The following is a 12504-nucleotide window of genomic DNA, read 5'->3' on the forward strand; positions in this document are numbered from 1 at the left end:
AGCACAGCATTCATAATGCTGGGGTCGGTGGTTCAAGTCCACCTATCACCACCAAGAATTTGCAGTATGAAGAACCCGCCCCTGCCCCGTGCAGCGGCGGGTTTTTTCATTTCCGGCACCGCCGCGCATGCGGCCTGCGCGCAACACCTGCCCCATCCGCATGCACTGGGGATTGTCGTGCAACACTGCTGGCGCTTACAATGAGAATAATTCTCATTCATAATCACCGCAATCTTATGTCCGTCGCCCAGCCCAGCCTGCAACAGCAAGTGCAGTCGCTCTACAGCGAGCATCACGGCTGGCTGGTCGGCTGGCTGCGCAAAAAACTCAGCTGCCCGCATGGCGCGGCCGACGTGGCGCACGACACGTTCGTGCGCATCATCGCCTCGCGCGACGCGCTGTTCGGCATGCGCGAGCCGCGCGCCTATTTATCCACCACGGCGAAGCGCTTGCTGCTCGACCGCGCGCGCCGGCAAGTACTCGAGCGCAGCTATCTGGCGGAACTGGCCCTGCTGGCCGACAGCCTGCCCGGCGCGCCGTCGCCGGACGAGATCCTGATGGCCGTGCAGGCGCTCGGGCAGATCGCCACGGCGCTGGACGGATTGTCCAGCAAGGCACGCGAAGCCTTTCTGCTGCACTACCTGGAAGAGCAATCGCAGGCCGCCGTCGCAGCGCAACTGAACATCTCCACGCGCATGGTGCAAAAATACCTGGTGCAAGCCTTGCTGGCCTGCCGCCACGCCTGCCCGGCCATGGCAGCATGAAGACTGCGCGCGCCGACGCGGCAGCCGAGCAGGCCGCGCACTGGATCGTGCGCCTGAGCGCCGACGACCCGGCCGAGCGCGACACCGCGCAGGCCGGCTTCGCAGCGTGGAAGGCGTCCGACCCGCTGCACGCGACAGTCGCCGCCGGCATGGAAAACCTGCTGCTCCAGTTGAGCGCCGTGCGCGAGCCGGCCGGCGGCGACCATCGCCCCGCGCGCGCCGCCCTGGCCGCCATCGCGCCCGACCGTCCGCGCCAGCGTCTGCGCCAGCTGGCCGCCGCCAGCGCCGTGGCCGTACTGCTGCTGACCGGTGCGCTGGTCATCGGCGAGCGCCCCGCCTATCTGCTGGCCGACCTGCGCAGCCCCACGGGACAATGGCACACGCACACCCTGGCCGATGGCAGCCGCCTGACCCTGGGCAGCGACAGCGCCGTCAATGTGCGTTTCCATGCGGGCGAGCGGCATGTGGAACTGGTGCGTGGCGACATCCTCGTCGACGTGGCCAAGGATGCGCAGCGCCCCTTCATCGTCGACAGCAAGCAGGCGGCGATCCGCGCGCTGGGCACGCGTTTTACCGTGCGCAGGGAAGGCGGCGCCACCATCCTGAGCATGCTGGAATCCACCGTGCTGGCGCAGGTGCCGCAACATCCGGCCGTCGTGGTGCAGGCGGGCCAACGCGCGCGCATCACGGACGATGGCGTCGGGCCACTGATAAGCATCGATGCGGCCAGCGTGCAGGAAGCGTGGCGCGCGCGCCAGCTGGTGGTCGACGACTTGCCGCTGGCCGAAGTGCTCGACGAGCTGGCGCGCCACCGCCCCGGCCAGCTGCATTACGACCGCGCGCAGATCGCCGGCATCCGCGTGGCCGCCGTGCTGCCGCTGGACGACACGGACAAGGCGCTGCAGCTGTTGATCGACAGTTTCCCGCAGCTGCGCATCCGCATGCTGACGCGCTACCTGGTGATGGTGGACGCGCCCGCCAACGGCGCGGCAAAAAAATAAATGCCCGCGCAGGTTCGTGTTGGCGCATCTCGTGCGTCAAGGCAGCTGAGATCAATCAAAAAAGGCTGTCACCATGTCCGTTCAAGTCATTGCCGTTTCATCCCCGCCCCCCCTGCGCACGCGTCTGCGCCCGCTGGCCCTGGCGGCCATGCTGCTGGCCGGCGCCGGCCTGCACGCGCAGGCAGTCGCCCAGGCAGCGCCGGCTATCGCCAGCTACGCCATCCCCGCCGGTCCGCTGGCCGGTGCCCTGAACCGCTATGCCCAGCAGGCAGGCGTGTCCATCGTCATCGACGCCTCCAAGGTCCAGGGCTTGACCAGTACCGGCCTGCAGGGCAGCTACGCCATCGAGGACGGTTTCGCCGTGCTGCTGCGCGGCAGCGGCTACGCCATCGGCAAGACGGCGACCGGCTATGTGCTGATGGCCGCGCCAGCATCCACTCCCACGGCGGCGGCCAGTGCCGCCTCGGCGGCCGAGCGCACCATGCCCTCGATTACCATCGTAGGCCAGGCCGAACAAGGCGCCACCACGGAAGGCAGCGGCTCCTACACGGCGCGCAGAATCACCATCGGCAAGGGCGAGCAAGCGATGAAGGACATCCCCCAATCGGTGAGCGTGCTGACGCGCCAGCGCCTGGACGACCAGGGCATCACGGACTTGCGCGAGGCCGTCAACAACGTCACCGGCGTGGTGGGCGTGCATGGCGTAGGACCGGGCGTGGTGATCACGGCCCGCGGCTTCCAGATCGATCAATGGCAGTACGACGGCGTGCCGATCGACCGCAATACCTATGCGCTGGGTAACTGGGGCCAGGAAAACATGGTCATCTACGACCGCCTGGAAGTGCTGCGCGGCGCTTCCAGCATGCTCGTCGGCACGGGCAGCCCGGGCGGTTCCGTCAATCTGGTGCGCAAGCGCCCGCTGGCCACGCGCGCAATCACGCTGACGGGGCGCGCCGGCTCCTGGGACCACTACGGCGCCCAGGTCGACATCAGCAGCCCCCTGAACGCGGAAGGCACCCTGCGCGGACGCGCCATCGTCGATGAAGACGACAGTCACTCCTTCATCGACCAGGTGTGGAGCAAGAACCGCACCCTGTACGCGGCGCTCGACTACGACCTGGCGCCCGCCACCACGGTCGGCCTGGCCGCCAGCCATGTGAAAGCATACGGCCGCCCCACCTTCATCGGCCTGCCCCGCTACGCGGACGGCAGCGAACTGCCTCTGCCGCGCTCCACCTTCACGGGCGCCGACTGGAACCGCAGCCTGGTGGAACAGAGCACCGTCTACCTGGACCTGGAACACCAGGTCAATACGCAATGGAGCCTGAAGGCGTCGGCGCTGGGCATGAATGAAAGCACCAGCTCCACGCACCAGCGCACGGCCTTTAAAATCAATCCCGACGGCAGCGGCGCGCGCTATGGCGACTTTTCCACCGATTTCGACAACCGCAAGCGCGGCATCGACGCCTTCGTGCGCGGCAAATTCGATGGCCTGGGCATCGCGCAGGAAGTCGTCGTCGGCGCCAGCTATGTCAGCCTCACGTCGAACGACCGCTATGCGCGTGCGTGGGAGCCGGGCGCGGATATCTTCCATATCAACCACCATCGCCCTTGGCAGGATTTCGACACCATCGCCGCGCGCCCAACAGGCGTCACCAGCACCAGCACCTATGACCTGCGCCAGAAAGGCCTGTACGGCACCTGGAACGGCCAGCTGACCAGCCATCTGAAAGCCCTGCTGGGCGGGCGCTTCAACTGGTACGACTTCGTGTATGCCACGCCGGACGGCTACCGCGACACCACCAGCGTCGCGGCCAAGTTCACGCCCTCGGTGGGCCTGATCTATGCATTGACGCCGCAATGGTCGGCCTACGCCAGCTATGCGGACGTGTTCCAGCCGCAGACGAACCACAATGTGGCCGGACAGATCCTCAAACCCATCACGGGCAGCAGCTACGAGGGCGGCATCAAGGGTGAACTGCTGGACGGCCGGGTCAACACCTCGCTGGCCGTGTTCCGCTACGACCACAAGGACCGCGCCGTCAACGACTACGCTGCCGGTTTCGCCTGCGACGGCTGGTACTGCTCGCGCGCCTCGGGCAAGGTGCGCAGCCAGGGCCTGGAAGCGGAAGTGTCGGGCGAAGTGGCGCGCGGCCTGCAGCTGTCGGCCGGCTATGCCTATACGACGACGACCTATCTCGACGATCCGGATAACAAGGGCGAGGTCTTCTCGACCTGGACGCCGAAGCATATGCTGCGCCTGTGGTCCGACTATACCCTGCCCGGCGAGTGGAGCAGGTTCAGTGTCGGCGCCGGCGTGAACATGCAAAGCCATACGGTCGATACCGAGCGCACCTTCAAGCTTGCCGGCTTCTCGATCTGGAATGCGCGCCTGGCCTGGCAAGCCACGCCGCAGGTGGCCCTGTCGGTCAACGTCAACAACGTCTTCGACAAGCGCTACATCATCCCGGCCTACAACACCACCGGTTCGAATAACTACTATGGCGACCCGCGCAACGTGCAGTTCACCCTGAAGTACACGCCGAAGTGGTAAACGGATCGGGGGGCTGAGAGCCGGGATTACCGGCCAGGATGACGGCGCGGCGGAGGAGCCATAAAAGAAACCCCGGAAGCTGGATGCCAGCTTCCGGGGTTCGTTCCATCAGGGGATGCAGCTAGCGCGGGCGTTTATTCCCACGCTTCCTTGCCCGCGCGTGGCTTGCCCACCATCAGCAGGGCAGCCAACGTCAGCACGGCGGCCAGCGACAGGTAGTAGCCCACGTATTGCAAGCCGTAGTTGGTGGCCAGCCAGGTGGCGATGTACGGCGCCAGCGAGGCGCCAAGGATGCCGGCCAGGTTGAACGTCAGCGACGCGCCCGTGTAGCGCACTTCGGGCGGGAACAGTTCGGACAACATCGTGCCCAGCGGACCGTAGGTCATGCCCATCAGGCCCAGGCCGACGGCCATGAAGACGGTCACTTCCCACGTCACGCCGGAGCCGAACATGGGCGCGAGCACCAGGCCGAAGATGGCGATGGCGACGGAGACCCAGATCATGGTGGCACGGCGGCCGCGGCGGTCGGCCAGCACGGCCGAAAACGGAATCGTCAGCGCGAAGAACAGCACGGCAAACAGTTGCACGACGAGGAATTCCTTGCGCGTGAAGCCCAGCTTGGTCGTGCCCCAGCTCAGCGCGAACACCGTCATCAGGTAGAACAGCACGAAGGTGGCCAGGGCGATGATGGTGCCCAGGAACAGCATGCGGCCATGCTGGCGGAACACGGTGGCCACCGGCAGCTTGACGACTTCGTTCTTGTCGATGACTTTCTGGAAGTCCGGCGTTTCCGTGATCTTCAGACGCACATACAGGCCGACGATGACCAGCAGCGCGCTGGCGAGGAAGGGGATGCGCCAGCCGTAGCTGAAGAACTGTTCATCGGTCATGGTTTCGCTCAGCAGCAGGAAAATGCCGCCCGACAGGAAGAAGCCGATCGGCGCGCCCAGCTGCGGGAACATGCCATACCAGGCGCGCTTGCCCGGTGGCGCGTTTTCCGTCGCCAGCAGCACCGCGCCGCCCCACTCGCCGCCGAGGCCCAGGCCCTGGCCAAAACGGCACAGCGCCAGCAGCAGCGGCGCCAGGGTGCCGATGGCGGCGTACGTGGGCAGCAAGCCGATGATGACGGTGGAAATCCCCATGGTCAGCAAGGCTGCCACCAGGGTGGCCTTGCGGCCGACGCGGTCGCCGAAGTGGCCGAACACGGCCGAACCGATGGGGCGGGCAAAGAAGGCGATGGCGAACGTGGCCAGCGACTGCAGCACGGCGGCCGACGGGTCGCCGGCGGGGAAGAACAGTTTCGGGAACACCAGCACGGCGGCGGTGGCATAGATATAAAAGTCGAAGAACTCGATGGTGGTGCCGATCAGGCTGGCGAACAGCACCGTGCCGGGGGAATTTTTCTTGGGGGGGGTGCTCCGGGGCTTACTCATTTACTGCGCTCCTTGGGGAGGGTGTCTAAAGGCCATTCTCTGGATGTTTTTTCAGGCAGCAGCACAGCACGTTGTCTCCGTATTGTCCACATATCATAGCCGTGCGCGCCAGCGTTTGCCGCGCATTTGCTATTAAATTTGCAAACAAAAAACAACGGTTTTTGTTGCCGTAGCGAACTACCGGCAACGCGCGCCAACGCGCCGTGATCAGTGCTGATTTAGAGAAACAACGGTCGTGCGCCATCCGGTTACCCGGGGCACGGCAGGAAAGGCGTCAGGGGATGGGCGACGTGTATCAGGCCCGGCGTATCGCCAGGCATTCCGTACCAGACCCGCGCGTCGGCATCGCGGCATCGGTCATTTGTGGTGAATCCTTGCCTGCGGCCCCTCCGGGTGGAGCGGGCCGGCGATGATCGCGCTGCATCACGAAGGATGCGGTTGATCTTGCTGTAAGCGGCTTATCATACGCGCAGTGGTGCAGTGCGGCAAGAAATGATGGCGTGCAAACCCCAGCATCTGCCGTTGGGTTTAAAACGACCTACGCATCAATCAATGCAAAAGCCTCCTCAATTTCGCGGCTGTCGAGCGGGCGTACGAGGCGCGCCACTTCCTGGCCATCTTTCAAAAAGATCAGGGTCGGCCACAGCTTCACCCGGAAGTAACGCCCCAGGGCGCGACCGGGGCCGTCTTCCACGCGGATATGCGGCACCGCGGGGTGCTGCGCCAACGCGGCGGCCAGCGGCGCCTGGGTGGCGCGGCAGTGGCCGCACCAGCCCGTGCCAAATTCCAGCAGGGCCGCCCCCTTCAAGGCGTCGATCTCGGCGCGCGCCGGTTGTGCTGCAGAATAGGTGTCGTTCATCATGCCAGTCTCCCAGACAGCTTAGACCACTTTCATGCGCAAGGTACCCAGGCCATCGATGGCGCCCACCAGTTCGTCGCCACGCTGCACGGCCGCCACGCCGGCCGGCGTGCCCGTGTAGATCAGGTCGCCTGGTTGCAAGGTAAAGTAGGTCGACAGGTCGGCGATGGTTTCAGCCACGTTCCAGATCAGCATGTCAATGCTGCTGCCCTGGCGCAGCACACCATTCACGTGCAGGGTGATGGCAGCGTGGCTGACGTCGCCCGCCTGCGCGGCCGGCGTGATGGGGCCGATGGGCGCCGAGTGCTCGAAGGCCTTGCCCGTGTCCCATGGACGGCCCAGTTTTTTCGCCGCGCCCTGCACGTCGCGGCGCGTCATGTCCAGGCCGATCGCATAACCCCACACGTGGTCCAGCGCATCGGCCACGCCGATGTCGCTGCCGCCCTTGCCGATGGCCACCACCAGTTCCATCTCGTGCTGAAAATCCTGCGTCTGCGCCGGATACGGCAGTTCGCCCGTCGTGCCGGCAGGCACGGGCAATACGGCGTCGGCGGGTTTCATGAAGAAAAACGGCGCCTCGCGGCCCGTGTGGCCCATTTCCTGGGCGTGGTCGACATAGTTGCGGCCCACGCAGTAGATGCGGTGGACAGGGAAAGTATCAACGCTGCCGGTGACGGGTACGCTGGGCTGGATGGCTGCGGGAATGACATACGGCATGAAGACTCCTGATCGGCACGATAATTAGGCGGTGATGAAAAAGGGACACCGCAGTGTCCCCCACGCAGTGTCCCCCATTTTACGGCAAGCTTACTTCAGCAGTCCCGAGCGGCTCGGGTCGGGCATGCGGATGGCGACGATGAAGGAAATCAGGCACATGACGGTGACGTACCAGTAGAAGTAGTCTTCCACGTGCCAGGCCTTGAACTGCAGCGCCACGTATTCGGCCGAACCGCCGAACATGGCGTTGGCGACCGCATACGACAGGCCCACGCCCAGCGCGCGCACTTCGACGGGAAACATTTCCGCCTTGATCAAGCCGCTGATCGACGTGTAGAAACTGATGATGGCCAGGGCGATGATGATCAGGCCAAACGCCGCGTACGGGCTGCTGATGTCCTTCAAGGCATGCATGATCGGCAGCACGCACAGGGTGGCCAGGCCGCCGAAGAACAGCATCGAGGTGCGGCGGCCGATGCGGTCGGACAGGGCGCCGAACACCGGTTGCAAAATCATGTAGACGAGCAGCGCGCAGGTCATGACGGCGCTGGCCGTCTTGGTATCCATGCCGGCCGTGTTGACCAGGTATTTCTGCATGTAGGTGGTAAACGTGTAGAACACGAGCGAGCCGCCGGCAGTAAAGCCGAGTACCGTGATGAAGGCGCGCTTGTGCTTGAGCAAGCCGCGCAGGCTGCCCGCGTCCTTGTCCTTGCGCTCGCTGGCGGTGGTCGTTTCCGTCAGGGATTTACGCAAGTTCAGCGACACCAGGGCCGCCAGCGCGCCGAAGACGAACGGGATGCGCCAGCCCCAGGCACGCAATTCTTCCAGCGTCAACAGTTGCTGCAACACCACCAGCACCAGCAGCGCCAGCAACTGGCCGCCGATCAGGGTCACGTACTGGAACGAAGCGAAGAAGCCGCGTCTGCCCGATTCCGACACTTCGCTCATGTAGGTGGCACTGGTGCCGTATTCGCCGCCCACGGACAGGCCCTGGAACAGCCGCGCCACCAGCAGCAGGAACGGGGCGAAGGCGCCGATGGTTTCATACGTGGGCAGCACGGCGATCATCAAGGAACCGCCGCACATCATCAGCACGGAAATCATCATCGACTGGCGCCGGCCGTATTTGTCGGCGATGCGGCCGAACAGCCAGCCGCCCACGGGACGCATGAGGAAGCCGGCGGCAAAGATGCCGGCCGTCTGCAGCAGCTGCGTGGTGGGATTGCCGGAAGGGAAGAAGGCGTGCGAAAAGTACAGCGCGCAGAACGAGTAAATGTAGAAGTCGAACCATTCGACCAGGTTACCGGAGGAAGCGCCAATGATGGCCTTGATGCGCTGCTGGGAAGTCAGCTGCGCAACGTCATGCGGAGTATCGTGGGATGTCATATCAATCTTCTTGTTCGTATAAAAAAGCCAACGCCAGCCCGGTTGCCCGGGCGGTTTTGCATCATACGCGCTGGATCAGGCTCAAAAAGCCGCCCGGCATACGCGTTAATACGTATCGCCGGCAACTATTTTTCGCCGGCCGATGCGCAAGATCAGACCCGTTCCAGCACCAGCGCGATGCCCTGCCCCACGCCGATGCACATGGTGCATAGGGCATAGCGGCCGCCCGTGCGGTGCAGCTGGTTGACGGCCGTCATGGCCAGGCGCGCGCCCGACGCGCCCAGCGGGTGGCCGAGGGCGATCGCGCCGCCGTTCGGGTTGACGCGCGGGTCGTCATCCTGCAAGCCCAGCTGGCGCAGCACGGCCAGGCCCTGCGCGGCAAACGCTTCGTTCAGTTCGATGACGTCGAAGTCAGCCAGGCTCAAACCCGTCATGGCCAGCACTTTCAGGGTGGCGGGCGCGGGGCCGATGCCCATAATGCGCGGCGCCACGCCGGCCGTCGCCATGGCCACGACGCGGGCGCGCGGCGTCAGGCCGAAACGGGCCGCGTTGGCCTCGTCGGCCAGCAGCAGCGCCGCCGCGCCATCGTTGACGCCGGACGCGTTGCCGGCGGTAACCGTGCCGCCTGCGCGCACGACGGGTTGCAATTTGGCCAGGGTATCCAGCGTGGTGGCGCGCGGATGCTCGTCGCGGGCAACGATAATCGGCTCGCCCTTCTTCTGCGCGATGCTGACGGGACAGATTTCACCGTCGAACACGCCCGCCTGCTGCGCCGCCAGCGCCTTCACCTGGCTAGCCAGGGCGAACGCATCCTGGTCCGCGCGGCTGATGCCGAAGTCGCTGGCCACGTTTTCCGCCGTTTCCGGCATCGAATCGACGCCGTACTGCGCCTTCATCAGCGGGTTGATGAAGCGCCAGCCGATGGTCGTGTCTTCCATTTTCATGCCGCGCGCAAAGGCGCTGCCGGCCTTGCCCATGACGAATGGCGCGCGGCTCATGCTTTCCACGCCGCCGGCGATCAGCAAGCCCGCTTCGCCGCTTTTGATGAAGCGCGCGGCGCTGCCGATGGCGTCCAGGCCCGAGCCGCACAGGCGGTTCAGGGTGGCGCCCGGCACGCTGTCGGGCAAGCCTGCCAGCAAGGCCGCCATGCGCGCCACGTTGCGGTTATCCTCGCCCGCCTGGTTGGCGCAGCCATACAGCACGTCGGTGACGGCCGTCCAGTCCACCTCGGGATTGCGCGCCATCAAGGCACGGATGGGCACGGCGCCCAGGTCGTCGGCGCGCACGCCGGACAGGCTGCCGCCATAGCGGCCAAAGGGCGTGCGCTGAGCATCGCAAATGTAGGCGTGGGTCATGTTCTTTCCTCCAAGAATGTGGTTTGAATTAACGGGCATCCGTCAGCGGCACGGCCGTCAACGCTTGCAGTTGCGCAAAGCTCAAGCCATCGACCAGCTCGGTCACCACGGCGCCGTTTGGTCCCAGGTCGAGCACGGCCAGGTCGCTGTAGATGCGGCTGACGCAGGCTATGCCCGTGAGTGGATAGGTGCAGGCCTGCACCAGCTTGCTTTCCCCCGTCTTGGTCAGCAATTCCATCATGACCCAGGTTTTTTTCGCGCCGATGGCCAGGTCCATGGCCCCGCCCACGGCGGGAATGGCGTCCGGCGCCCCCGTGTGCCAGTTGGCCAGGTCGCCCGTGGCCGATACTTGAAACGCGCCCAGCACGCAGATGTCCAGGTGGCCGCCGCGCATCATGGCGAAGCTGTCGGCATGGTGGAAATAGCTACCACCGGGCAGCAATGTGACGGGCTGCTTGCCCGCGTTGATCAGGTCATAGTCTTCCTCGCCGGGCGCGGGCGCGGGGCCCATGCCGATGACGCCGTTTTCGCTGTGCAGGATGATGTCCGCGCCAGCCGGCAAGTGGTTCGCCACCAGGGTCGGCAAGCCGATGCCCAGGTTGACGACACTGCCTTCATGGATGTCGGCCGCCACGCGGGCCGCCATCTGATCTCGATTCCATTTATGCAATTGATACTCCTCAGGCAGCTTTGAAGCCGGCGGGGCCGGTGGCCGTGCGCGGCACTTGCACGAGGCGCTGCACGAACAGGCCCGGCGTGATGACGTGCTCGGGATCGATGCTGCCCAAGTCATGCACTTCATGCACGGAGGCAATGCTGACTTTCGCGGCCATGGCCATGATCGGGCCGAAGTTGCGCGCCGTCTTGCGGTAGGTCAGATTGCCCCAGCGGTCGCCCTGCTCCGCCTTGATCAGGGCGAAGTCCGCGTGGATGGGCGACTCGAACACATACATGCGGCCATCGATCTCGCGCGTTTCCTTGCCCTTGGCCAGGTCCGTGCCATAGCCCGTGGGCGTGAAAAAGCCGCCGATGCCGGCCCCGGCGGCGCGGATGCGCTCGGCCAGGTTTCCCTGCGGCACCAGTTCCAGTTCCAGCTTGCCCGCGCGGTACAGGGCGTCGAAGACGTGGGAATCGGCCTGGCGCGGGAACGAGCAAATGATCTTGCGCACTTGCCCGTTTTGCAGCAAGGCAGCCAGGCCCGTGTCGCCATTGCCCGCATTGTTGTTGACGATGACGAGGTCGCGCGCGCCCTGGGCGATCAAGCCGTCGATCAGCTCGGCCGGCTGGCCCGCGCCGCCGAAGCCGCCAATCATGACGGTGGCGCCATCGTGGATATCGGCCAGCGCATCAAGCACGCTGGAACGCAGTTTGTCGATCATTGCCTGCCTCCTTCACATCAAACCCATCAATCATTTGTTCGCATAAAGAACAAATATTCGTATTTAGAACTTATGTGTGAGAATAGGCCTGATCGGGGCGCTTGTCAATTTGCCGCTTTCGCCAGCGCCATGGCTATAATTGCCACCTTGACCCATTGGAATCGCCATGACCGACCGCAGCAGCACCGCCCTTTCCTCCGACGAAACCGTCGATGCCGACGGCGCCCCCCGTCCCGGCGACAGCTATGTGCAATCGTTCGCGCGGGGCCTGGCCGTGCTGCGCAGCTTTGGCGCGGAGGCGCCGCAACAGACCTTGAGCGAAGTGGCGGCACGGGCGCAACTGACGCGCGCCGGCGCGCGGCGCATCCTGCACACCTTGCTGCATCTCGGTTATGTGGAAGCGGATGGGCGGCTGTTCCGCCTGACGCCCAAGGTGCTCGACCTCGGTTACGCCTATCTGTCGTCCTTGCCCGTATGGACGCAGGCGCAGCCGCTGCTGGAAGAATTGATGCAGACCTTGCGCCAGTCGTGCTCGGCCACCGTGCTCGACGGCGACGACATCGTGTATGTGGTGCGCCTGTCCGCGCACCGCACCATGTCGATCAACCTGGGCATCGGCAGCCGCCTGCCCGCCTACTGCACCTCGATGGGCAGAGTCTTGCTGTCGGGCCTGGCGCCCGAGGTGCTGCGCGAACGGCTGTCGAAGATGGCGCTGCTGAAAGTCACACCGGCGACCAAGGTCGATATCGACGTCTTGATGGAAGAGATTGCGCAAGTGCGGCGCCAGGGCTGGTGCCTGGTGCAGGAAGAGCTGGAACAGGGCTTGATCGCCCTGGCCGCGCCCGTGTTCGACCGGGCCGGCAAGGTGGTGGCGGCGATCAATGTCAGCGGCCAGACGGCGGGGCCGTCCGTGGCGCATCTGCTGGAACACAGCTTGCCGAAACTGCTCGATACGGCAAGCCGGGTCAGCGCCCTGGTGCGGGTGCAGCAGTGATTATTTTTGGCTATGTCACCGTCAGATGTGGGAACGCTCCCAGCGTTGCTTTCAATAACGTT

11 protein-coding genes are annotated in these 12504 nt (G+C 65.0%); 4 read left to right on the forward strand and 7 right to left on the reverse strand.

Annotation, left to right across the window (positions count from 1 at the left end; genetic code table 11):
* Positions 1–236 precede the first annotated feature (236 nt).
* From AC54AF_RS26070 to AC54AF_RS26080, 3 genes are all read left to right on the forward strand, one after another.
* A complete protein-coding gene (locus tag AC54AF_RS26070) occupies positions 237–764 on the forward strand; it encodes a sigma-70 family RNA polymerase sigma factor (RefSeq protein ID WP_496638888.1) in 528 nt (175 codons plus the stop codon).
* Entirely contained in the window at positions 761–1765 is a 1005-nt protein-coding gene (locus AC54AF_RS26075; protein ID WP_496638889.1) for a FecR family protein, read from the forward strand. Before AC54AF_RS26070 ends, AC54AF_RS26075 begins: the two co-directional genes overlap by 4 nt.
* A 73-nt stretch (positions 1766–1838) precedes the next feature.
* Entirely contained in the window at positions 1839–4319 is a 2481-nt protein-coding gene (locus tag AC54AF_RS26080; RefSeq protein WP_496638890.1) for a TonB-dependent siderophore receptor, read from the forward strand.
* Positions 4320–4453: 134 nt separating this feature from the next.
* Here AC54AF_RS26080 and AC54AF_RS26085 read toward each other — a convergent pair whose 3' ends face one another.
* The 7 genes from AC54AF_RS26085 to AC54AF_RS26115 all read right to left on the reverse strand — a co-directional run bounded on the left by AC54AF_RS26085 (position 4454) and on the right by AC54AF_RS26115 (position 11448).
* Complete coding sequence (locus tag AC54AF_RS26085; protein ID WP_496638891.1) at positions 4454–5752, reverse strand: MFS transporter; 1299 nt, start codon at positions 5750–5752, stop codon at positions 4454–4456.
* Between the two features lie 538 nt (positions 5753–6290).
* Positions 6291–6611, reverse strand: coding sequence for a thioredoxin family protein (locus AC54AF_RS26090; RefSeq protein WP_496638899.1), 321 nt, complete (start codon positions 6609–6611; stop codon positions 6291–6293).
* A 21-nt stretch (positions 6612–6632) separates the two neighbouring features.
* Entirely contained in the window at positions 6633–7328 is a 696-nt protein-coding gene (locus tag AC54AF_RS26095; protein ID WP_496638892.1) for a fumarylacetoacetate hydrolase family protein, read from the reverse strand.
* A gap of 90 nt (positions 7329–7418) precedes the next feature.
* Positions 7419–8714, reverse strand: a complete 1296-nt coding sequence (locus AC54AF_RS26100; RefSeq protein ID WP_496638893.1) for an MFS family transporter — start codon at positions 8712–8714, stop codon at positions 7419–7421.
* Positions 8715–8866: 152 nt separating this feature from the next.
* Positions 8867–10069 carry a 3-oxoadipyl-CoA thiolase gene (pcaF, locus tag AC54AF_RS26105; RefSeq protein WP_496638894.1) on the reverse strand — a complete coding sequence of 401 codons (1203 nt, stop codon included), beginning with the start codon at positions 10067–10069 and terminating at the stop codon, positions 8867–8869.
* Between the two features lie 28 nt (positions 10070–10097).
* The gene (locus AC54AF_RS26110; RefSeq protein ID WP_496638895.1) at positions 10098–10739 is read right to left on the reverse strand and encodes a 3-oxoacid CoA-transferase subunit B; all 642 of its coding nucleotides are present in this window, start codon (positions 10737–10739) and stop codon (positions 10098–10100) included.
* Positions 10740–10749: 10 nt separating this feature from the next.
* Positions 10750–11448, reverse strand: coding sequence for a 3-oxoacid CoA-transferase subunit A (locus AC54AF_RS26115; protein ID WP_496638896.1), 699 nt, complete (start codon positions 11446–11448; stop codon positions 10750–10752).
* A 166-nt stretch (positions 11449–11614) separates the two neighbouring features.
* On the opposite strand from AC54AF_RS26115, the gene AC54AF_RS26120 reads away from it, so the two are divergent.
* A complete protein-coding gene (locus AC54AF_RS26120; RefSeq protein WP_496638897.1) occupies positions 11615–12442 on the forward strand; it encodes an IclR family transcriptional regulator domain-containing protein in 828 nt (275 codons plus the stop codon).
* Positions 12443–12504 lie beyond the last annotated feature (62 nt).

The sequence above is a fragment of the Janthinobacterium sp. JF4 genome (genome assembly GCF_059617925.1).